Source organism: Knoellia sp. LjRoot47 (assembly GCF_964253435.1).
Taxonomy (GTDB): domain Bacteria; phylum Actinomycetota; class Actinomycetes; order Actinomycetales; family Dermatophilaceae; genus Knoellia.
Genome location: NZ_CAXUQS020000001.1, coordinates 2,778,404 through 2,798,255, shown reverse-complemented (window position 1 = coordinate 2,798,255; position 19,852 = coordinate 2,778,404). Strand labels below are relative to the sequence as shown.

Below are 19,852 nucleotides of genomic sequence, written 5' to 3'. Positions count from 1 at the left end.
TCAGGCATTCACCTTCTTGGTCGAGTTGAGCAGATCGACGAACCGGTCGAACAGGTATGCCGCGTCGTGCGGTCCCGCTGCCGCCTCCGGGTGGTACTGCACCGAGAAGGCCGTGAGATCGCCTGCGGCAGAACGCAGCTCGAGCCCCTCGACGACGTCGTCGTTGAGGCAGACGTGCGAGACGCGGGCGCTGCCGAACTCGGTGTCGGTGTCGCGGTCGAGCGGGGCGTCGACGGCGAACCCGTGGTTGTGCGCGGTCACCTCGACCTTGCCGGTGCTGCGGTCCATGACCGGCTGGTTGACGCCGCGGTGGCCGTACTTGAGCTTGTAGGTGCCGAAGCCCAGCGCGCGTCCGAGCAGCTGGTTGCCGAAGCAGATCCCGAAGAACGGGATCGACGCACTCAGCACCTCGCGGAGCACACCGACCTCGTGGTCGGCGGTGGACGGGTCACCCGGTCCGTTGCTGAAGAAGACGCCGTCGGGCTGGACGGCGCGGATGTCGTCGGCCGTCGCGGTGGCGGGCAGGACGTGCACCTCGATGCCGCGCTCGGCCATCTGGTGGGGCGTCATCGACTTGATGCCGAGGTCGACCGCGGCCACCGTGAAGCGCTTCTCCCCCACCGCCTCCACGACATAGGTCTCGTCGGTGCTGACCTCCTGGGCCAGGGCCGAGCCCTCCATGAGGGGCGCGGAGGTGACGCGCTCGAGGAGCCGGTCGGACGGCATACGGGCGTCGTCGCCGGAGAAGATGCCGACCCGCATGGCGCCGCGCTCACGCAGGTGCCGGGTCAGGGCGCGGGTGTCGATGTCGCAGATGCCGACGACGCCCTGCGCGTCGAGCTCGTCCTCGAGGGTGCGCCGCGAGCGCCAGCTCGACGGGCGCAGGGCGGGGTCGCGGACGACGTAGCCGGAGACCCAGATGCGCGAGGACTCGTCGTCCTCGTCGTTCCAGCCGGTGTTGCCGACGTGCGGCGCGGTCATGACGACGACCTGGCGGTGGTAGCTCGGGTCGGTGAGGGTCTCCTGGTAGCCGGTCATCGCGGTGCAGAAGACGGCCTCGCCGACGGTCTCGCCGCGGTGTCCGTAGGCGCTCCCGGTGAAGGTGCGGCCGTCCTCGAGGACGAGCACGGCGGGCTCGCGGGTGTGCGTGTGGCTGCTCATGAGGCTCCCTGGAGCGTGGACGTGAGCCGTCCGCGCAGGATCGTGGAGTGGACGGCACCGGTGAAGCTCATGCCGTGCCACGGATTGTTGCGGGACAGCGACTTCGACGCTGCGGCGTCCACGGTCTGGCTCGCCTCGGTGTCGACGAGGACGAGGTTGGCGGGCGCTCCCGCCTCGATCGCGCCGCCGTGACCGGACAGCCCGGCGATGCGGGCCGGCGCGGTCGACATGCGGTCGGCCAGCGTCGCGAGGTCGAGCGCGCCGCTGCGGACCATCGTGTCGTGGACGACGGCGAAGGCGGTCTCGAGACCGAGCATCCCGAAGGCGGCGTCGACGAACGCGTGCTCCTTGTCGTGCCGCGCGTGCGGTGCGTGGTCGGTGGCGACGGCGTCGATCGTTCCGTCGGCCAGGGCCGCCCGCAGCGCCTCGACGTCCTCGCTCGGGCGCAGCGGGGGGTTGACCTTGAACGTCGGGTCGTAGCCGCTGAGCAGGTCCTGGGTGAGCAGAAGGTGGTGGGGCGTGACCTCGGCGGTGAGGTCGATGCCCTGCGCCTTGGCCCAGCGCACGACCTCGACCCCCTCGGCGGTCGTCACGTGCGCGACGTGGACGCGGGAGCCGGTGTGGCGGGCCAGCTGGGCGTCGCGGGCGATGATGCTCGACTCCGCGACCGAGGGCCACCCGGGCAGGCCGAGGCGACCGCTCAGCTCACCCTCGTGGCAGCAGGCGCTCGGGCCGGCGAGGTCGGGGTCCTGGCTGTGCTGGCTCACGACGCCGCCGAACGCGCGGACGTACTCGAGCGCGCGCCGCATGAGGCGCGCGTCCGAGACGCAGCGGCCGTCGTCGGAGAAGACCCGGACGCCGGCGCGGGAGCGGTGCATGAGGGCCAGTTCGGCGAGCTCCTCGCCGGCGAGGCCCTTGGTCACCGCGCCGATCGGCTGGACGTCGACGAGCTCGGTGTCGCGACCGAGGTCGAGGACGCGCTCGGCAGCCTCGGCGGTGTCGGTCACCGGGTTGGTGTTGGCCATGGCCAGCACGGCGGTGTAGCCGCCCGCGGCGGCCGCGGCCGCACCCGTCGCGATGGTCTCGGCGTCCTCGCGGCCCGGCTCGCGCAGGTGGGTGTGGAGGTCGACGAAGCCCGGCAGCAGGGCGAGACCGTCGGCGTCGAGCCGCTCGACGTCGCCCGGCGCCTCGAGTCCGGTGCCGACCTCGCTGATCGTGCCCCCGAGAACGAGGACGTCCTTGGCCTCGCCCCCGAGGAGTCGTGCCCCCGTGATGAGCAGGTCGCTCATGCCGCACTCCCCTCGTTCGTGGTGCCCACCGTGGGCGTGTCCTCGCCCGCGAGCAGGTGGTAGAGCACCGACATCCGCACCGCGACACCGGCGCTCACCTGGTCGAGGACGAGGCTCTGGGCGGCGTCGGCCGCATCGGCGCTGATCTCGAGCCCGCGGTTCATGGGGCCGGGGTGGCAGATGACGATCTCGGGGTTCCTCTCGACGAGGTCGGCGAGCCGGGGCCGGGTGAGCCCGTAGCCGACGGTGTACTCACGTGCGGTGGAGAAGTAGCCGCCGCTCATCCGCTCCTTCTGGACGCGCAGCATCATGAGCGCGTCGACGGCCTTGCCCTCGCGGCCCTGGAGCACGGCGTCGAGGTCGTGGCTCAGCGCGAACCCGTCGCGCTCGGCCCAGGCCCCGATGCCGCTCGGCATGAGCGTCGGCGGCGCGACGAGCGTGACGTGGGCGCCGAGCCGCTGCAGCGAGATGAGGTTGGACCGCACGACCCGCGAGTGGGCGAGGTCGCCGACGATGGCGACGTGGCGGCCCTCGAGCGAGCCGAGCCGCCGCTCCATCGTGTAGGCGTCGAGCAGGGCCTGGGTCGGGTGCTCGTGCGTGCCGTCACCGGCGTTGATGACGTGCGCATCGACCCAGCCGGCGACCTGGTGGCAGGCGCCGGACGCGCCGTGGCGGATGACGAACGCGTCGACCCCCATGGCGTCGATGGTCCGGACCGTGTCGCGCAGCGACTCGCCCTTGGAGGTCGCCGACCCCTTGCCGGTGATGTTGATCGTGTCGGCGCTCATCCACTTGCCGGCGATCTCGAACGAGCTCCGGGTGCGGGTGGAGTCCTCGAAGAAGAGGTTGATGATCGTGCGTCCGCGCAGCGTCGGGATCTTCTTGACCTCGCGCTTCTGCACGTCGTGCATCTGGGCCGCGGTGTCGAGGACGGTGCGGATGGCCCCGGCGTCGAGGTCGGCCATCGAGAGCAGGTGGCGCGGCATCCCCGCCTGTGTCGCGGTGGTCATCGGGCACCTCCGGTGATCGTCACGCTGTCGGCCTCGTCGAAGTCGGCGAGCCGCACCCGGACCTTCTCGGTCTGGGCGGTGGGGAGGTTCTTGCCGACGTGGTCGGCGCGGATGGGCAGCTCGCGGTGGCCGCGGTCGACGAGGACCGCGAGGCGCACGGCGGCGGGGCGGCCGTGGTCGGCGAGCGCGTCGAGGGCGGCACGCACCGTGCGGCCGCTGTAGAGGACGTCGTCGACGAGGACGACCGTCTTGCCGTCGACGCCGGCGTCCGGGATCTGGGTCGGCATCGGCGCCCGCGTCGGCTGGCGGCGCAGGTCGTCGCGGTACATCGTGATGTCGAGGCTGCCCACCGGGATCTCACTGCCCTCGAACTCGGCGATGATCGCGGCGAGCCGGCGGGCGAGCGGGACGCCGCGGGACGGGATCCCGAGGAGGACGAGGCCGTCGGAGCCCTTGTTGGCCTCGAGGATCTCGTGGGCGATGCGACGCAGGGCCCGGGAGATGTCGGCCGCTCCGAGGACCGTCCTCCCGTCGTCTGCGGGGTCGGTCTCGCTCGAGGAGCGGGTGGGCACAGGTGCGTCAGGACACATCAGTGTCGAGACCTCCTTCCCTGCCTCACTGGACAGGTCGTTAAAGGATGTCGGTCGGTCGCGATCACTGTAGCGAGTGCCCCGCCCGCTCCCCAACCCGGCTCCCCGGCGCGTCCACGGTTGGGGAACACATAACTCAGTGCTATGCCTGACCCAACGTCATGTGATGTACTGGCCGCACACCGCTCCCACGCCGAAGGAGGCACCGTGCACCCGCAGCCGCTCACGACACCCGACTCCGCGGACACCTGCGCCGCCTCCCCCGCACGCGCGCCGCTGTTCCCCCCGGCGGACGCCGACGTCGAGGCCTACCGCGCCTGGCTCGCCCAGGCCGCGTGGCCCGAGGTCGTCTTCGGAGCGCGGTTACCGGTCACGTCCGCCGCGCGGTGACCTGCCAGAACGCCCCCACCTGGCGGTAGGGGTCGCGTCGGCAGAACTCGCGCTCGAGCGCGAGGAGCTCGTCGAAGTAGGCCGGGTCGTGCTTGGCGTCGTCGTCGGCGACGAGGTCGTTGGCCACCCGTCCGCCCAGCCACGACTCCTCGACGAGACCGACCGCGGCCATCCCGGTCACGACCTCGTCGAGCGAGAGCTTGCGCGACTCGTGCTCGAACGTGTGGCTGCGCTGCGTCGCCCGCCCCAGCTCGGCGCGCGCGGCCGCCGGCCCCTGACGGGTGAGCGTCCGCAGCACCGCGCCGGCATCGTTGGGGCAGACCACCGAGACGACTCCCCCGGGCCTCGTCACCCGGGCCAGGGCGGCAAGGTCGCCGGCGAGCGCTCCCTCCGGGCGGTACTGCAGGACGAAGTGACAGACCACGACGTCGTATGCCGTCTCGCCCGTCCCCGAGAGGTCGTCCAGTCCCGCGGTGGTCCAGCGGACCCTGTCCTCCACGCCGAGCCGTCTGGCCTCGGCCCGGCCACGGTCGAGGAAGCCCTCGGCGGGGTCGGCGACGGTGAGCGAGTGTCCGCGGACGGCATACGGGAGGGTCTCGAAGCCGTCGGCACCGCCGACGTCGAGGATCCGCAGCGGCGCGCTGCCCAGCGAGGCGACCGCCTCGTCGAGCGCGTCGGCGACGAGCGCGAAGCGAATCCGTCCCCACGGTGAGGCCTTCCACGCCTCCCAGGCGTCGAGGTGCTCGTCGGCCCCGCTCATCGCACCCGGTCGAGGGTGACCACGCGGACGCCGCCGGCGAGGTCGACCTGCTCCACCGGCTCGAACCGGGCGTGGCTGAAGTCCCCTGCGAACAGCGGGGTCCCGGCACCGATGACGGAGGGGTTGACCTTGAGCACGAGCCGGTCGACCTCGGGCAGGAGGGCGTGGGCGAGGGTGCCACCACCGACGAGCCAGATGTCCTTCCCTCCGTCCTCGGCCTTGAGCTCGCGCACCCGCTCGATGGGGTCGCCGGCGACGACCTCGACGGGCAGGTCGTCGCGGCCGGCGAGGGTGGTCGACACCACGAGGTGGCGCAGGTGCGGGTAGGCGTCGTCGAGCCCCGCCGCCAGGCCGAGGTCGTAGGAGGCGCGCCCCTCGATGACGGTGTCGAAGTGCGTTCCCTCGCCGTCGATGCCCATGGCGTCGCGCGCGGGGCCGGGCAGGGTCTCGGGATAGTGCGTCACGATGTACTCGATGACGTCGGGCGTGATCGGGAAGAAGTCCGACGCGCTCGGGTCACCCCCGTCCGGGCCGGCGATGAAGCCGTCGAGGGTGGTCGCGACGTAGTAGACGAGTCTGCGCATGACGCCAGATCCTGTCAGGCGGTCGCAGGCGCCGGTGGGGCCGGGCCGCGGGTTGTCGGGGCCACCCTGCGTCGTCGGGCCGCGCGCTGCCCCCGACGGCGCGAGCGACCCCCGACAACCGGCGCCAGGCGCCGGTGGGGCCGGGCCGCGGGTTGTCGGGGTCAGTCAGCGAGTCGTCGCACCATGGCGACCCGGCGCCCGAAGCGCATCAGGTCCATCCGCTCCTCGGCCTCGCGCATCGGCGTCATCCAGTCCGGCTCGGGCGTGAGCGGGTCGAACCCGTGGCGACCGTAGAACGGCGCGTTCCACGGCACGTCGGCATAGGTGCGCAGGCTGACCCGGTCGCCGCCGCGGGAGGTGACCTCACGGCATACGGCATCGAGGAGAGCCGACCCGAGCCCTCGGCGACCGTGGGCCGGGTCGACGACGAGCTGCTCGAGGTGCCAGCCCTGCGCGAGGGAGAGGACGTGGGCGAAGCCGACGACGGGGTCGCCGACGACGAGGAGGAAGCCCGCCCGCGCAGCACGCGCCTCACCCGACTCCGGCGGGGGCCAGTCGACGCCGTCGAAGACCGTGTCGAAGAGCCGGTCCCCGGACGCCTCGACGGCCGCCAGACCAGGGAGGTCGGCGGCCGTCGCGGGTCGGACGTGCGAGGTCACGCCAGGGTCGGCTTGACCTCGGCGAGACGGGCGAGCAGCCCGTTGACGAACTTCGGGCTGTCGTCGGTGGAGAGCTCGGTCGCGAGCGCCACCGCCTCGCTGATCGCCACGGCCTCGGGGACCTCGGAGAAGAGCACCTCGAACGCGCCGACCCGCAGGATCGCGCGGTCGACGGCGGGCATGCGGTCGAGCGACCAGCCCTGCGAGTACGTCGTGAGCAGGTCGTTGATCTGGGTCCAATGGTCGACGACGCCGGAGACGAGGTCGGCCGTGAACTCGTTGAGCGGGGCCTCGGTCACCGGGGTGGCGAGGCGCTCCTTGAGGAGCTCACTGGCGTTGAGCTGGCGCTGCTCGGCCTCGAAGAGGAGGTCGATCGCGCGCCGGCGCGACTTGGTGCGGGCTGCCATGTGGAGAGCAGCTGCCGATCAGTTGACGCGGCCGAGGTAGGACCCGTCGCGGGTGTCCACCTTGACCTTGTCGCCGGTGTTGAGGAACAGCGGGACACCGATCTCGGCGCCGGTCTCGAGCGTCGCCGGCTTGGTGCCGCCGGTGGAGCGGTCGCCCTGGAGGCCGGGCTCGGTGTACTGGATCTCGAGGACGACCGAGGCGGGGAGCTCGATGAAGAGCACGTTGCCCTCGTGGCGGGCCACGATCGCGTCCTGGTTCTCGAGCATGAACTTCGCCGCGTCACCGACGATCGCCGGGGTTACCGCGATCTGGTCGAACGTGTCACCGTCCATGAAGACGTAGTCGGTGCCGTCGTTGTAGAGGTACTGCATCGTGCGCTTGTCGACGTTGGCCGTCTCGACCTTGGTGCCGGCGTTGAACGTCTTGTCGACGACCTTGCCCGAGAGGACGTGCTTGAGCTTGGTCCGCACGAAGGCCGGGCCCTTGCCGGGCTTGACGTGCTGGAACTCCACGACGGACCAGAGCTGGCCTTCGAGGTTGAGGACGAGGCCGTTCTTGAGGTCGTTCGTCGATGCCACGTGACAGTCGCTTCCATTGAGGGTCGGGAGATCGCCCGGAAGTCTATCCGCCGGACGCCCGCACCCCGAATCCGCGCAGGCTCAGAGGAACTGGGCCGGGTCGAACTCGTCGATCGGGATGACGCGGATGCGCGGGAGCGACGACGTGAACGCCTTGACGTCGTACTCGAGGTCGAAGCTCTCGAGCCCATCGGCCTCGAGCGCGGTGAACCCGCTGTTGCGGAACTCGCGGAACGCCATGAGACCGACCCGCCGGTCGTCGTCCTCGAGGAGCGACTCGACCTCGGTGAGGAAGTCGCCGTCGTGGCTGACGAGCATGACGTCGGCGTCGCGGTCCTTGATCGCGCGCAGCGTCTTCTGGATGGCGACGTCGACGACCTTGACGTCGGAGTCGCCGGACAGCGGCACCGGCTGGAAGCCGAGCGCGGTGAGCGCCTGGATGAACGACATCGGCATCGTCGTCGACGCGTTGAGGAAGAACAGGCCGCGGACCTCCTGGCCCCACGCCTCCCTGGCGAACGCGACGAGCCGGTCCCACCGGGGCCGCTCGTCGGGCTGCGGCCGTCGGCCGAGGATCGAGGTGCCGAGGGTGGCGTCGATGTTCTCGCCGTCGACGAGGAGGTAGGTCGTGACCTCGGACTCGTCGCTCTCGGTGGACTGCGCGGCTGCCATGGTCCGGAGTCTAGGTGCACGGACGAGCCGTGCCTCGGGTCAGACCCCGATCGTGAGGTTGGCGACGAACCCGCTCGACGCGTCGCCGGTCACCGTCGCGAGCTGGTGGATCCCGCCGTCGTCGCCGAAGACGTTGTCGGACGTCAGCGAGGTCTGCGACATGTTGCGCACGCTCTGCTCGTAGCCCGCGGTCGCGTAGACCGTGTTGCACACCGCCTCGGGCAGGGCCAGCTGCGAGGTCTTGACGATCTGGCCGCTGCTCGTCGCCTCGGCCGTGGACCGGTAGACCTCGAAGTGGATGTGCGGCCAACGACCCATGTATGCCGCGGGGAAGATCGTCGTGAACGTCGCCGTCCCGGTGTCGTTCGTCGGCTGCACCCCGCGCAGGTAGTTCTCGTTCTCGACACCCTGCGAGTACATCGAGTAGTTGCCGTCCCGGTCGCAGTGCCAGAGGTAGACCGCGACGCCCGGCATCGCGGCATACCCGTTCGCGCTGTCGGTGACGGTGAGGTTCACCGTGAGCGGGACGCCCTCAGCCCTCGTCGTCGAGGTGCCGAACGAGCTCGTGATGTCGGAGCGGACGATCCCCGAGTCGTCCAGGACGTTGGCACCGTTGCTGCCGTCGCCCGGGTAGGGGCCGCCGGTCTCGTCGGGTACCTCGCTGCTCACCCCTGAAGTGCTCGCCGTCGACGAGGCGGAGGCGCTCGCCGTCGCGGAGGCCGACGCGGAGCCGGCGGACGTGCCTGACGAGGAGCCCGTCGTGGCGTCTGCGCAGCCCGCGAGCGCCAGCAGCCCGGCGCCGCCGAACAGGCCGAGCGCGCGTCGCCGGTCGAGGAGCGTGGCCACGTCGAACTCGAGGCCGCGGTCGTGGTCGGGGTGGGGCTGCTGGGGGCTCTGTCGTGGGCTCATGCCGACACTCTGGCGGCCGCGCCCCGGACCCGACCATGACCCCGCTGTGCGGTCGCTGTGAGCGCCTCCCCCGCCGGTGGCCGCCGCGGGTGCAGACTGCCGGGCATGAGAGCGAAGTCGCTGGTCGGAGCCGTCGTCGTCGGACTGGCCGGGGTGGCCGCCCGGGACCTCACCCAGAAGAAGCACTCGCTCAAGCGCAACTTCCCCGTCATCGCGCACGCCCGCTACTGGCTGGAGAAGATCGGGCCCGAGCTGCGGCAGTACATCATCACGAGCAACGACGCGGAGCGCCCGTTCTCGCGCGACCAGCGCTCGTGGGTCTACGCGAGCTCAAAAGGCGAAAACAACTATGTGGGCTTCGGCACCGACAACGACGTCGAGAACACCGAGGGCTACGTCATCGTCAAGCACCGGACGTTCGCACCGTCCGCGCCGTCGACGTCGGTCGCACACGGGCACGACGACGCCGTCGACCTGCCGGGCGCCAAGGTGCTGGGCGCACCTCGCGGACGGACCCACGCGTTCCGCCCCGGCTCGGTCGTCAACGTCTCGGCGATGAGCTTCGGGTCGTTGTCCGGCAACGCCATCGAGTCGCTCAACAAGGGGGTCGCGCTGGCCGGCGCGCTCCACAACACCGGCGAGGGCGGGCTGGCCGACCACCACCGCCAGGGCGGTGACCTGATCTTCCAGATCGGCACGGCCTACTTCGGCTGCCGCGACGAGCAGGGCCGCTTCGACCTCGCGCGGCTCAAGGACCTCGTCCAGTCGGCACCGGTCAAGGCGATCGAGGTCAAGCTGAGCCAAGGCGCCAAGCCCGGACTCGGCGGACTCCTGCCGGCCGCGAAGATCACCGAGGAGATCAGCCGGATCCGCGGCATACCGATGGGGCAGGACTGCGCGAGCCCTTCGAGGCATGCCGAGTTCGACAGCGTCGACAGCATGCTCGACTGGGTCGAGCGGATCGCCCAGGAGACCGGTCTGCCCGTCGGCATCAAGTCCGCGGTCGGGGAGATGGAGTTGTGGGAGCAGCTCGCCGAGCAGATGTCGGGGCGGTCGCGCGGGGTCGACTTCGTCACCGTCGACGGCGGCGAGGGCGGCACCGGAGCAGCGCCGCTCGTCTTCAGCGACACCGTCGCCCTGCCCTTACGAGTCGGGTTCGCCCGGGTGTACTCGACCTTCGCCCGCGCCGGGCTCACCGACGACCTGGCGTTCATCGGCAGCGGCAAGCTCGGCCTGCCCGAGAACGCGCTCGTGGCCTTCGCGCTCGGTGCCGACATGGTCAACGTCGCCCGCGAGCCCATGTTCGCCCTCGGGTGCATCCAGTCGCAGAAGTGCCACACCGACCGCTGCCCCACGGGCGTGGCCACCCAGGACGCGTGGCTTGCCCACGGCCTCGACCCGGCACTCAAGTCGGTGCGCGTCGCCAACTACCTCCAGACCCTGCGGCGGGACCTGCTCAAGGTCTCGGAGGCGTGTGGGGTCGCCCACCCCGGGCTCATCGACGCCGACGCCGTGGAGATCCTCGACGGCAACCGGGTCGGCACACCGTTGCGCGAGGTCTACGGCTACGAGCCCGGGTGGGGCGCGCTCGGACCCGACCTGGCGCGCGACATCACCGCGATCATGTGGCCCGAGCGCGACCGCGACGTCGAGGCACCGGAGTCCGCGACCGCGACGACCTGAGGCCCGCATCGCGGCCGGCCGGTGGTTGGATCGGCTCATGCGGATCTTCTTCACCGGCGGCAGTGGCAAGGCCGGCAAGCACGTCGTCGCCCACCTGGCGGACCAGGGTCACGACGTCACCAACGCCGACCTCGTGCCGCTGGGACACCCCTCGGTCACCGACCTCACGGTCGACCTCACCGACGCGGGTGAGACCTACTCGGCGATGGCAGGGCTGGCGCGGATGTCCGAGCTCGACCTGGAGCGCAGGCCCACCTACGACGCCGTCGTGCACTTCGCGGCGATCCCCGCCATCCTCAAGGCGGCGGACTCGCGGACCTACGCAACCAACGTCCTCAGCACCTACAACGTCCTCGAGGCGGCCACCTCGCTCGGGATCCGCAAGGTCGTCTTCGCCTCCTCGGAGACGACGTACGGCGTGTGCTTCGCGCAAGGAGAGCGCCGGCCGGACTACGTCCCCGTGGACGAGGAGCACCCGACCGTGCCCGAGGACTCCTACGCGATGTCCAAGGTCGCGGGAGAGGTGACGGCCCGCTCGTTCGCTGCTCGCACGGGAGCCGACATCTACGGGCTCCGGATCAACAACGTCATCGAGCCGCACGAGTACGCCGAGCTGTTCCCGGACTTCCTCGCCGACCCGGCGCTGCGACGGCGCAACATCTTCGCCTACATCGACACCCGCGACCTCGGCCACATGGTGCAGCGCTGCCTCGAGGTCGACGGCCTCGGGTACGAGGTCTTCAACGTCGCCAACGCCGACATGTCCGTCGCCGCCACGACGGACGAGATCCGCGAGCGCTTCTACGACGGCATACCCCTGACCCGGCCCATGGAGCGGGACGAGACCTTCTACTCGATCGACAAGGCCCGAGACCTGCTTGGTTACGCACCCCGCCACTCGTGGCGCGACGTGCTTCCGGCACCCGCTCCTGAATGACGCCCCTTCGCGGATCCCCCGCAGTCCGGGACAGATCTCGTATGCCGTGTGCTGGCGCTCTGCCTACGGCGTGAGCCTGCGCCACTGACCTTCCGAGACCACGTCCACGGTGTCGTCGACGACGGCGATGGCGCTCTGGTCGTCCATCACATAGGCCGGGCCGCCGACGTCACTGGCCCACCGCTCGGCATGGGTCATGGTGTTGGTCGGGAAGACGTCGAGGTGCGGGAAGATCGAGAAGTCGACGAGTCCCAGCCCACGGTCGTCCGTCGCGCCCGGCCACTCGACGAAGTACTCCCCGATCCGGGGCGTGAGCACCATGCTCCCGGCGCTGACCCCGACCCAGACGGTGTCGTCCAGTGATGGCAGGAGGTCGGCCAGACCGGACTCCCTCATCCAGTGGCACAGGTACGTCGCGTCGCCTCCGTCGACGAGGAGCACGTCGGCCTCCTGGACCCACGGCACCCATCGTCCACGACCGACGCTCGGCAGCGCCGTGAGCTCGAGGACTCCCAGCGACGCCCACCCCAGTCCGGACAGGTGTCGCCGGCTCTCGTCGGCGGCGACGAGCCCTCGCACCGACTGCGGGCCGCACATCGGATGCCCCCACTGCGCCGTCGGGATGAGCAGAGCCGAGGACTCGGCGACGGGCTTGCCGAGCAGACGCACGAGAGCCGCCTCGATGCTCGGGTTGGTGACGCCACCCGAGGTCAGCAACAGCTTCATCGTTCCTCCTCCTGAGATCCGTACCCAGCCTCATCCTCCAGCGCCGCCGCCCTGTCACGTCCGTAGACGACGAGGTAGGCATCGCCGACTTCGGCTTGGAGCTGTCGTGCCAGACGTCGACCCCGGTCGAGCCAGTCCGAGGGGACGTAGCCACCCCGCTTCATGCGCCGACCCTGAGGAGTGGTGGCGTCGAACTCGGTGGCCCAGCGGTGCAGTTCTTCGCTCAGGCGCGGGCTCAGCGAGAAACTCTCGATCGGCGTACTTCCTTCGTCGGTCCACAGCGGACTCGCGCCGTAGTCGACGTCGAGCCGCAGCTCTGGTCTGCTCACGTCCCCTTCTCCCCTCTCCTCGGCACGATCCTGTCAGGCCCGGTGATCGAAGGGATCTCCCGCAGCACGTGCCGTGAGAGCGATCCGGATGCGGCGTGGGTCGCACGATCCCTTCCAGCCGCCATGAGGGAGGGATCCCACACACAGCCCGTTTTCGCGAAGGTGCAGCGCCCCTCTCGGGCACGCCGTTACGATGACGCGGCCGACGCGCAGCGCGGGGCACGGGACGCGAAGGCGGCAGGACATTGGGGCAGGCACGACTGTGGGGGACGGTGGCGCTGGCCATCGGTATGGCTGTCACCATCCCGGCGAGCGGGACCAGCGCGAACGCCGCGGAGCCCTCCCCCGGGCGGCCCGTCCCGCATGTGGCCGAGGACGCCGAGCTCGGAACCCGCATGGGCCTGTTCTCCCCGGAGCTTGCCGGCATCACCCGCGAGACCTACCGTCCCGGCCAACCGCAGGACATTGAGCTCCGGAGCACCGACGATGGCTCGGTCGCCGCTCGCGTGCCTTACGAGCCCGGCACCGACACGACGGCTCTCTCGGGTCGAACCCTGCTCAAGACCAGCCCTGGGTACTGGTACGAGAGCAATCAGGTCGTGGCCACGGATGCGGTCTCCGGCGCCCCCCGTTGGACCATCACGGTCCCCGCCGGCGAGTTCGTCGCATCCGTCGGCGAGTCGTGGGTACTCAGTGCAGATCAGGACCACCACGCGATCCTCCGGCGGCCGGGCCAGCCGGTGCGAGTCGTGGAGGGCATGGAGCTCTCCTGGCCCACGAGCGCCGGCCCGACCATCGTCGGGGACTCGACCGGTCTTCTCGTGACCAACGGCACCGGGGCGATGGTCCAGCAGGTCGATCTCGACACCGCGAAGGCCACAGAGCTGCCAACGACCGGGGACCGGGCGCGGATCGTCGCGGGCCCCACCAAGTGGTTCGTCGTCAGCTGGGACAACTCGACCCAGACCCGGACCGTCGCCTGGTGGGACCGTCGCGGCCCCGGCTCGGGGTCGGCGACCCTCCCGGGTACCGAGGACTACTACGCGCCCTACGTGGCGTACGGCGACGGCCTTGCCCGCCTCCAGAACGTCGACGGGCGCACGTACTCACTGCATGCGGTGGATCTCGACAGCGGTGCGTGGGGCCCGCCGCTCCTCAGTGGCGCGAGCGAGATTCGCTCCCTGGGTGACGGCAGGCTCGTGGCGCACCTGACCGACACGCCCAATGGTCGTGTCGTCGTTCTCGAGGACGGGAAGCCTGTGCGGACGCTCGTGGACCTTCCCGAGATCGGGCGTCCGGCGCGGACGCTGGCGCTCGATGGCGGCCGGGTCCACACCGGCTACGGCTACGTGCCCGAGGGCGAGACGTGGTCCGCGCCGGCTGACGGCAGCGGTCCGGCGCTACGTCGAACTGACGCGTCCGGACCGGTGCCGGGGCTGCTGTCCTCCGCCGACGGGGGCACGGTGATCACCCGGACCGGCGACGCGCCCAACTCCGGATTCGTCATCTCCTGGCCTGGTGGGCGGCGGACGGTGACCGGCTCGCACGTCGAGCTCACTTTGGGCGCTGGCGGTGTGGTCGTGCGGCGCAACGCACCGGGCGGCTCCACTTATGAGTACGCCCGCACAGGGGCTGCGCTCGGGACGCCGAGTGATCCGAACACGGCAACAGCCGTCGACGGCACCACCGAGTGGACCGGGCCCGACGCACAGGGCAGGCTGACCGGCCGCGACCTCGCCACCGGGTCGTCGCGCCTGGTCCAGACCGGCGCGACCACCTGTGACAACGCCCCACTCATGGCGCGCGGACGTTGGGTGCTGGCCCGGTGCAACAACGTGTGGCAGATCCTCGACACCACCGGCATGCTCAAGCCCCGGCCACTCGCCGGCACCCAGAACGTCTGGCCCGCACTCGGCGCCGGATTCGCATCCTGGACCGAGTGGACGAGCGCAGGCGGCCGCATCGTCGTGCGCGACCTCGGAGCCGGTTTCACGACGAGGACCTTCGGCCCGCTGAGCTCGTACGGATCCGTAGTGGCGCCGGCGACCGACGCACCCATGCTGGCCTGGTTGGACGACGCCCTCCTCGCGCGAGTTGCGGACCTCGACTGGCTGACGGCGGCACCGACCACCACCGACGACACGGTTGGTCCCACGATCACCAGCGTCGGCGGGTCGCCACCGCACACGAACCAGGCGCTCTTCGCCGCGTGGACCGCGCAGGACACCACCGCATCGACCACGCAGCATCCCAGCGGACTGTCGTCGTACGACGTGCGCTACCAGCAGCCTGTCCACCAGCAGAGTCCGAGCCCGACGGCGTGGCTCACGGCTGCGTGGTCGTCGAGCCTCACCACCACCAGGGTGGCTCTCCCGGACACCACCGGGCGCGACACGTGCTGGTCGGTCCGAGCCCGAGACCGAGCGGGCAACGTCGGACCCTGGTCAGCCGTGTCATGCGTCAACCGCGACACGGTCGCGCCGGTGATCGCTGCCCCGACCGTGGGACCCCGCGTCGTACCGGCCACGACCACTCGCACCGTGACCTACTCCTTCCAGGTCGGAGTCAACGGGCAGGACTGGACGAGCACCGATATCGCCTACCGGCGCGCCTCGAGCGGCGCCGGCTACGGGCCATGGGTGCAGCCGACAGCGTGGACGAACGCCCAGGCCGCCTCGCAGCGCGGCTCGGTGAGCGTCGGACAGGACCTGTGCTTCCGTGCCCGTGCCCGGGATGCCGCCGGCAACATCGGACCGTGGGCCACGCCCGTCTGCACGAGCGTGCCCTTCGACGACCGGTCGCTCGCTGTCGCCGGTAGGACGAGCCGCACGACGTCGTCGATGGCGCTCTCAGGGACGACCACGACACTGTCGGCGATCGGCGCCCAGGTCTCCCGAAGCGGTCAGACCGGAAGCAAGGTCTCGGTCGTGGCGCTGCGAGGCCCGGGCCAGGGCACGGTCGACGTCTACGTCGGCCGCAAGAAGATCGGGCAGATCGGTCTGAACGCGACGAAGTGGTCACGAGCCACGGTGACCCTCACCACCGCAGCGTTCTCCAACGCCGCGATCACCGTGCGCTCCGCCAGCTCGAAGCCGGCCCGTGTCGACGCCCTGGCGATCTTGCGATCCTGACCCTGCGGAAGAGCTTCCGATGTATCCACCCGGCCATCGGCCCACGCACTGATCGCGGCAAATCCGGATGTTCAATCGACTGCAAGTGTGCGACCGCCATGGGGGACGCTGAGACACTGACGCCCGTGACCGCTTTGAAAGACCACCTGCTCGCCAACCTCCGCTGGCGGTCAGATCCACCTGTCTGGCCGGAGGAGCGCACCCACTACGCCGATTACACGCAGTGGTGGCGACAGCCCGAGATCTTGCAGACGATAGGCCCGGCGTTGGCGAATCTGTTCGTCGACATGACACCCACGGTCGTCATGGGCACCGTGGCGCATGGCTCCCTGTTGGGACCGCTTGTCGCCAATCATTTGAGGATCGGCTTCGCGGAGGTTCGTAAGGGCGCTCGACGCGGCTCTGACGATGACCCCTGGCTGACGCGCCTCACGCCTCCCGACTACCAAGACCGTCACCTCGAGTTGGCAATCCGCAAGTCCCAACTGCACCCGGGCGACCGAGTGCTATTCGTGGATGACTGGATCGCATCCGGCGGGCAGGCAATCGCTTGTAAGGGGCTGACCGAGGACGCCGGGGCCAGCTGGATGGGGGCCGCCGTCATCGTCGACGGACTGGAGAGCGCGGCAGCTCGGCGTGAACTATCGCTTCGATCCCTCCTGCACATGCGCGACTTGGATCGCTTGCCATAAGCACTACAAGCGGCAGATCCGTGTGTTGGGCTCACCGTTCCTCCATCCAGCGGGCCAACTCAGCGACGATGTCCTCCCTGGACTTCACGTAGACGCCTGGCGGGCCATGGTGGATCAGATGCGGGGTTGCCGGGTCGTAGGCCATCGAGAATCCGTGCAGAGTCTGCAGACCGTTCTCGACGTGCCCGAGGCCGCTGTGCCACCCGGCTCCGTCGCCCTCAACCCAAGGCATCGTCCATTCGTGCACCTGCTCACGGGTCAGAGTCCCATGCGCGAGCGCTAGCCACTGAGCCTCAATCTCCGCCTCGCTCGGCCAGGTTTTGTCCGATGTCACGCACTCACCTTCTCAGCAGTGGGCTCACTCGCAGGGTGCATCGTGCAACTTCCTGAGCGTCCGCTCATCGGCATGAGAGTGAGACCTCACGCTCCTCCACAGCGTCAGGCTGAGACCGCGGCGTAGGCCGTGTGGAGCTGTTCCGGGGTCGGGCCTTCCAGACGCACGGGCCGGGCGACGTCCTCCAGGACCACGAAGCGCAGCAGGTCGCCGCGGGTCTTCTTGTCGCGGCGCATTGCTGTCTCGAGCTCGGTCCAGCGCCCTGCTTCGTAGGACGTCGGCAGACCGACCGATGTGAGCACCTCGCGGTGGCGATCGACAACGTCCCGGCCCAGCACCCCGGCCGCACCCGCGAGCTCGGCGGCGAAGACCATGCCGATGGCGACCGCCTCACCGTGCCGCCGGCGATACTGCTCGACCTGCTCGACGGCGTGCCCGAACGTGTGGCCGTAGTTGAGGATCTCCCGCAGCGACGACTCGCGCAGATCCTGGCTCACGACGTCGGCCTTGACCCGGATGGCGCGCTCGACGAGCTCGAGCGTGTGCGGACCGTCGAACCGCCCGGCAGCCTCAGGATCCGAGGCGACGAGGTCGAGGATGACCGGGTCGACGATGAACCCGGCCTTGATGATCTCGGCCAGCCCCGCGACGTAGTCCTTCCGCGGCAGCGTCGCGAGCACGTCGAGGTCGCACAGGACGGCCCGCGGTGGGTGGAACGAGCCGACGAGGTTCTTGCCCTCGGGCGTGTTGATGCCGGTCTTGCCACCGACGGCGGCGTCGACCATGCCGAGCAACGTCGTCGGCACCTGCACCACGGGCACACCCCGCAGCCAGGTCGCGGCGACGAACCCAGCGAGGTCGGTGACCGTCCCTCCCCCGACGCCGACGACGACGTCGGTGCGGGTGAAGCCGTGGCGACCGAGCAGCGACCACAGGTCCGCGGCGACGGTCGCGGTCTTGGCGTCCTCCGCGTCGGGGACGCCGACGGCATACGCCTCGATCCCGGTGTCGCGCAACGATGCGGTGACCGTCTCCCCGAGCGACCGCATCGAGTCCGGGTGCACGACCAACGCGCGGCGCACGCCCTCACCGACGACGTCGGCGACGCGCGAGGAGCACCCGCTCTCGATGACGACGTCGTAGTCGCCACCGACGGAGACCACGCTCATCGGGCAGGCCCGACCAGCGACACGATCTCCGCGACGACGTCGTCGACGGCGCGCCCGGCGGTGTCGACCCGGTGGGTCGCGAGCTGCTCGTAGGTGGGGCGGCGCTCGTTCATGAGCTTGGTCCACGCGGCCCGGGGGTTGATGGCGAGCAGCGGACGGCTGGCGTCGAAGCCCACCCGCTTGGCGGCGTCGGCAATGCCCACGTCGAGGAAGACGACGACGTGGTCGGCGAGGACCTCCTGGGTCGACTCGTCCATCGGCGCCCCGCCACCCAGCGCCACGACGCCGGTCTCGGCACCGACCGCACGGGCCACCTCGGCGCGTTCGAGCGCGCGGAAGGCGTGCTCCCCGTCGAGGACGAAGATGTCGGAGATCGAGCAGCCCTGGTCGGCCTCGATCGCGGCGTCGGTGTCGTGGAAGGAGACCGCGAGAGCCTCGGCGAGCGCCGAGCCGATCGTCGTCTTGCCGGAGCCGGGCGGTCCGATGAGGACGACCGCGGGCCGCTGCGAGCTCACCACGAGCGCATCGTCTCGGGGATGGCGGCGAGGTATGCCGCGTGGTTGCGTCGCGTCTCGGCGACCGAGTCGCCGCCGAACTTCTCGAGGCAGGCCTCGGCGAGGACGAGCGCGACCATGGCCTCGGCCACCACCCCCGCAGCGGGGACGGCGGAGACGTCGGAGCGCTGGTGGATCGCCTTGGCCTCGCCCTCCCCCGTCGTGTCGATCGTGTCGAGCGCCCGCGGGACGGTGGAGATCGGCTTCATCGCGGCGCGCACCCGCAAGACGTCACCGTTGGACATGCCGCCCTCGGTGCCACCGGCGCGGCCGGTGCGCCGACGGATCGTGCCCGACTCGTCGCGCTCCATCTCGTCGTGGGCGGCGGACCCGCGACGAGCCGCGGTGCGGAAGCCGTCACCGACTTCGACGCCCTTGATGGCCTGGATGCCCATGAGCGCTCCGGCGAGCCGGGCATCGAGGCGGCGGTCCCAGTGGACGTGCGAGCCGAGACCCGGCGGCAGGCCGTAGGCGAGGACCTCGACGACGCCACCGAGGGTGTCGCCGTCCTTCTTGGCGGACTCGACCTCGGCGACCATCGCGGCAGAGCCGGCGGGGTCGAGCGTGCGCACGGGGTCGGCGTCGATCTCGGCGACCTGGTCGGGCGTGGGCAGCGGTGCGTCGTCGGCGACACCCGCCGGACCCATCGACACGGTGTGCGAGACGAGGCGGATGCCGTAGGCCTGCTCGAGGAAGCGGGCTGCGACCTCACCGAGGGCGACCCGGGCGGCGGTCTCGCGCGCCGAGGCCCGTTCGAGGACGGGCCGGGCGTCGTCGAAGCCGTACTTCTGCATGCCCACGAGGTCCGCGTGGCCGGGACGGGGACGGGTCAGCGGCTTGTTGCGCGCGACCTCCTTGTCGGCGCCCACGTCGTTCGATGCGGCATACGCCTCGTCGGAGACCGGGTCGGCCGACATGACCGTCTCCCACTTGGGCCACTCGGTGTTGCCGATGCGGATCGCCACCGGCGAGCCCATCGTCAGTCCGTGCCGGACGCCGCCGAGGAACTCGACCTCGTCCTGCTCGAACTTCATGCGAGCACCCCGGCCGTAGCCGAGCCGACGACGGGCGAGCGCGTCGGCGAGGTCCTTGCGGGTCACCTCGACACCGGCGGGCAGACCCTCGATCGTGGCCAGGAGGGCAGGGCCGTGCGACTCACCTGCGGTCAACCAACGAAGCATGGGCCGATCCTCCCATGCAGGCCGCCCAGCAATCGGAGCGCGGTCAGGACGTGGGCGCGGTCAGGACGTGGGCGCGGTCGGGGGCGGACGGCATACCGACTCTTGA

General features: G+C 70.6%; 22 protein-coding genes. 5 read left to right on the top strand and 17 right to left on the bottom strand.

Annotation, left to right across the window (positions count from 1 at the left end; all coding sequences use genetic code 11):
- Genes carA through pyrR form a run of 4 tightly spaced genes read right to left on the bottom strand, consistent with a single transcriptional unit; the run spans position 1 to position 4,050 of the window.
- Positions 1–1,161 carry a glutamine-hydrolyzing carbamoyl-phosphate synthase small subunit gene (gene carA / locus ACSQ11_RS13525; RefSeq protein ID WP_436006222.1) on the bottom strand — a complete coding sequence of 387 codons (1,161 nt, stop codon included), beginning with the start codon at positions 1,159–1,161 and terminating at the stop codon, positions 1–3.
- Entirely contained in the window at positions 1,158–2,450 is a 1,293-nt protein-coding gene (locus tag ACSQ11_RS13520; protein ID WP_436006220.1) for a dihydroorotase, read from the bottom strand. Before ACSQ11_RS13520 ends, carA begins: the two co-directional genes overlap by 4 nt.
- Complete coding sequence (locus ACSQ11_RS13515) at positions 2,447–3,436, bottom strand: aspartate carbamoyltransferase catalytic subunit (RefSeq protein ID WP_436006786.1); 990 nt, start codon at positions 3,434–3,436, stop codon at positions 2,447–2,449. The genes ACSQ11_RS13520 and ACSQ11_RS13515 overlap by 4 nt, the downstream gene beginning before the upstream one ends.
- 20 nt (positions 3,437–3,456) lie before the next feature.
- Entirely contained in the window at positions 3,457–4,050 is a 594-nt protein-coding gene (pyrR, locus tag ACSQ11_RS13510) for a bifunctional pyr operon transcriptional regulator/uracil phosphoribosyltransferase PyrR (protein WP_436006218.1), read from the bottom strand.
- Positions 4,051–4,257: 207 nt separating this feature from the next.
- Here pyrR and ACSQ11_RS13505 point away from each other — a divergent pair, with 207 nt between their 5' ends.
- A complete protein-coding gene (locus tag ACSQ11_RS13505) occupies positions 4,258–4,440 on the top strand; it encodes a hypothetical protein (protein ID WP_436006216.1) in 183 nt (60 codons plus the stop codon).
- On the opposite strand, the gene ACSQ11_RS13500 is transcribed toward ACSQ11_RS13505, so the two are convergent.
- From ACSQ11_RS13500 to ACSQ11_RS13470, 7 genes are all read right to left on the bottom strand, one after another.
- A complete protein-coding gene (locus tag ACSQ11_RS13500) occupies positions 4,421–5,200 on the bottom strand; it encodes a methyltransferase domain-containing protein (RefSeq protein WP_436006214.1) in 780 nt (259 codons plus the stop codon). The genes ACSQ11_RS13505 and ACSQ11_RS13500 overlap by 20 nt on opposite strands.
- Positions 5,197–5,784, bottom strand: a complete 588-nt coding sequence (locus ACSQ11_RS13495) for a dihydrofolate reductase family protein (RefSeq protein WP_436006212.1) — start codon at positions 5,782–5,784, stop codon at positions 5,197–5,199. The genes ACSQ11_RS13500 and ACSQ11_RS13495 overlap by 4 nt, the downstream gene beginning before the upstream one ends.
- A 161-nt stretch (positions 5,785–5,945) precedes the next feature.
- On the bottom strand, positions 5,946–6,443 hold the full coding sequence (locus tag ACSQ11_RS13490; RefSeq protein ID WP_436006210.1) for a GNAT family N-acetyltransferase: 498 nt from the start codon (positions 6,441–6,443) through the stop codon (positions 5,946–5,948).
- Positions 6,440–6,850 carry a transcription antitermination factor NusB gene (gene nusB / locus ACSQ11_RS13485; RefSeq protein WP_436006208.1) on the bottom strand — a complete coding sequence of 137 codons (411 nt, stop codon included), beginning with the start codon at positions 6,848–6,850 and terminating at the stop codon, positions 6,440–6,442. The genes ACSQ11_RS13490 and nusB overlap by 4 nt, the downstream gene beginning before the upstream one ends.
- Positions 6,851–6,868: 18 nt before the next feature.
- Positions 6,869–7,429 carry an elongation factor P gene (gene efp / locus ACSQ11_RS13480; RefSeq protein WP_436006206.1) on the bottom strand — a complete coding sequence of 187 codons (561 nt, stop codon included), beginning with the start codon at positions 7,427–7,429 and terminating at the stop codon, positions 6,869–6,871.
- An 81-nt stretch (positions 7,430–7,510) separates the two neighbouring features.
- Positions 7,511–8,101: an NYN domain-containing protein gene (locus tag ACSQ11_RS13475; RefSeq protein ID WP_436006204.1), complete on the bottom strand. Its 591-nt coding sequence runs from the start codon at positions 8,099–8,101 to the stop codon at positions 7,511–7,513.
- Between the two features lie 39 nt (positions 8,102–8,140).
- The gene (locus ACSQ11_RS13470; protein ID WP_436006202.1) at positions 8,141–9,010 is read right to left on the bottom strand and encodes an intradiol ring-cleavage dioxygenase; all 870 of its coding nucleotides are present in this window, start codon (positions 9,008–9,010) and stop codon (positions 8,141–8,143) included.
- A gap of 105 nt (positions 9,011–9,115) precedes the next feature.
- Here ACSQ11_RS13470 and ACSQ11_RS13465 point away from each other — a divergent pair, with 105 nt between their 5' ends.
- Together ACSQ11_RS13465 and ACSQ11_RS13460 are read left to right on the top strand one after the other, a co-directional pair.
- Complete coding sequence (locus ACSQ11_RS13465; RefSeq protein ID WP_436006200.1) at positions 9,116–10,693, top strand: FMN-binding glutamate synthase family protein; 1,578 nt, start codon at positions 9,116–9,118, stop codon at positions 10,691–10,693.
- Between the two features lie 37 nt (positions 10,694–10,730).
- Positions 10,731–11,630: an NAD-dependent epimerase/dehydratase family protein gene (locus tag ACSQ11_RS13460; RefSeq protein ID WP_436006198.1), complete on the top strand. Its 900-nt coding sequence runs from the start codon at positions 10,731–10,733 to the stop codon at positions 11,628–11,630.
- A gap of 63 nt (positions 11,631–11,693) precedes the next feature.
- On the opposite strand, the gene ACSQ11_RS13455 is transcribed toward ACSQ11_RS13460, so the two are convergent.
- Both ACSQ11_RS13455 and ACSQ11_RS13450 read right to left on the bottom strand, forming a co-directional pair.
- Positions 11,694–12,356 carry a Type 1 glutamine amidotransferase-like domain-containing protein gene (locus ACSQ11_RS13455; protein ID WP_436006196.1) on the bottom strand — a complete coding sequence of 221 codons (663 nt, stop codon included), beginning with the start codon at positions 12,354–12,356 and terminating at the stop codon, positions 11,694–11,696.
- On the bottom strand, positions 12,353–12,685 hold the full coding sequence (locus ACSQ11_RS13450; protein ID WP_436006194.1) for a hypothetical protein: 333 nt from the start codon (positions 12,683–12,685) through the stop codon (positions 12,353–12,355). The genes ACSQ11_RS13455 and ACSQ11_RS13450 overlap by 4 nt, the downstream gene beginning before the upstream one ends.
- 290 nt (positions 12,686–12,975) lie before the next feature.
- Between ACSQ11_RS13450 and ACSQ11_RS13445 the strand changes: the two genes are divergently transcribed.
- Both ACSQ11_RS13445 and ACSQ11_RS13440 read left to right on the top strand, forming a co-directional pair.
- On the top strand, positions 12,976–15,816 hold the full coding sequence (locus ACSQ11_RS13445) for a hypothetical protein (RefSeq protein ID WP_436006192.1): 2,841 nt from the start codon (positions 12,976–12,978) through the stop codon (positions 15,814–15,816).
- 125 nt (positions 15,817–15,941) lie between these two features.
- The gene (locus ACSQ11_RS13440; RefSeq protein ID WP_436006190.1) at positions 15,942–16,508 is read left to right on the top strand and encodes a phosphoribosyltransferase family protein; all 567 of its coding nucleotides are present in this window, start codon (positions 15,942–15,944) and stop codon (positions 16,506–16,508) included.
- Positions 16,509–16,539: 31 nt separating this feature from the next.
- Here the strand turns inward: ACSQ11_RS13440 and ACSQ11_RS13435 are convergent, their stop codons facing one another.
- The 4 genes from ACSQ11_RS13435 to aroC all read right to left on the bottom strand — a co-directional run bounded on the left by ACSQ11_RS13435 (position 16,540) and on the right by aroC (position 19,746).
- Positions 16,540–16,842 carry a hypothetical protein gene (locus ACSQ11_RS13435; protein ID WP_436006188.1) on the bottom strand — a complete coding sequence of 101 codons (303 nt, stop codon included), beginning with the start codon at positions 16,840–16,842 and terminating at the stop codon, positions 16,540–16,542.
- A 104-nt stretch (positions 16,843–16,946) separates the two neighbouring features.
- Positions 16,947–18,011 (bottom strand): 3-dehydroquinate synthase, encoded by a 1,065-nt coding sequence (gene aroB, locus ACSQ11_RS13430; protein ID WP_436006186.1) that lies wholly within the window; start codon positions 18,009–18,011, stop codon positions 16,947–16,949.
- Positions 18,008–18,529: a shikimate kinase gene (locus ACSQ11_RS13425; RefSeq protein ID WP_436006184.1), complete on the bottom strand. Its 522-nt coding sequence runs from the start codon at positions 18,527–18,529 to the stop codon at positions 18,008–18,010. Before ACSQ11_RS13425 ends, aroB begins: the two co-directional genes overlap by 4 nt.
- Positions 18,523–19,746, bottom strand: a complete 1,224-nt coding sequence (aroC, locus tag ACSQ11_RS13420) for a chorismate synthase (RefSeq protein WP_436006182.1) — start codon at positions 19,744–19,746, stop codon at positions 18,523–18,525. Before aroC ends, ACSQ11_RS13425 begins: the two co-directional genes overlap by 7 nt.
- Positions 19,747–19,852: the final 106 nt, after the last annotated feature.

Bases quoted from the DNA above. Each gene is read 5' to 3' on its own strand.
- ACSQ11_RS13455 (WP_436006196.1), bottom strand. From the start codon at position 12,356: ATGAAGCTGTTGCTGACCTCGGGTGGCGTCACCAACCCGAGCATCGAG.
- ACSQ11_RS13460 (WP_436006198.1), top strand. From the start codon at position 10,731: ATGCGGATCTTCTTCACCGGCGGCAGTGGCAAGGCCGGCAAGCACGTC.
- ACSQ11_RS13465 (WP_436006200.1), top strand. From the start codon at position 9,116: ATGAGAGCGAAGTCGCTGGTCGGAGCCGTCGTCGTCGGACTGGCCGGG.
- ACSQ11_RS13500 (WP_436006214.1), bottom strand. From the start codon at position 5,200: ATGAGCGGGGCCGACGAGCACCTCGACGCCTGGGAGGCGTGGAAGGCC.
- ACSQ11_RS13445 (WP_436006192.1), top strand. From the start codon at position 12,976: ATGGCTGTCACCATCCCGGCGAGCGGGACCAGCGCGAACGCCGCGGAG.
- aroC (WP_436006182.1), bottom strand. From the start codon at position 19,746: ATGCTTCGTTGGTTGACCGCAGGTGAGTCGCACGGCCCTGCCCTCCTG.
- ACSQ11_RS13475 (WP_436006204.1), bottom strand. From the start codon at position 8,101: ATGGCAGCCGCGCAGTCCACCGAGAGCGACGAGTCCGAGGTCACGACC.
- ACSQ11_RS13495 (WP_436006212.1), bottom strand. From the start codon at position 5,784: ATGCGCAGACTCGTCTACTACGTCGCGACCACCCTCGACGGCTTCATC.
- ACSQ11_RS13515 (WP_436006786.1), bottom strand. From the start codon at position 3,436: ATGCCGCGCCACCTGCTCTCGATGGCCGACCTCGACGCCGGGGCCATC.
- nusB (WP_436006208.1), bottom strand. From the start codon at position 6,850: ATGGCAGCCCGCACCAAGTCGCGCCGGCGCGCGATCGACCTCCTCTTC.
- pyrR (WP_436006218.1), bottom strand. From the start codon at position 4,050: ATGTGTCCTGACGCACCTGTGCCCACCCGCTCCTCGAGCGAGACCGAC.
- carA (WP_436006222.1), bottom strand. From the start codon at position 1,161: ATGAGCAGCCACACGCACACCCGCGAGCCCGCCGTGCTCGTCCTCGAG.
- ACSQ11_RS13520 (WP_436006220.1), bottom strand. From the start codon at position 2,450: ATGAGCGACCTGCTCATCACGGGGGCACGACTCCTCGGGGGCGAGGCC.
- ACSQ11_RS13470 (WP_436006202.1), bottom strand. From the start codon at position 9,010: ATGAGCCCACGACAGAGCCCCCAGCAGCCCCACCCCGACCACGACCGC.
- aroB (WP_436006186.1), bottom strand. From the start codon at position 18,011: ATGAGCGTGGTCTCCGTCGGTGGCGACTACGACGTCGTCATCGAGAGC.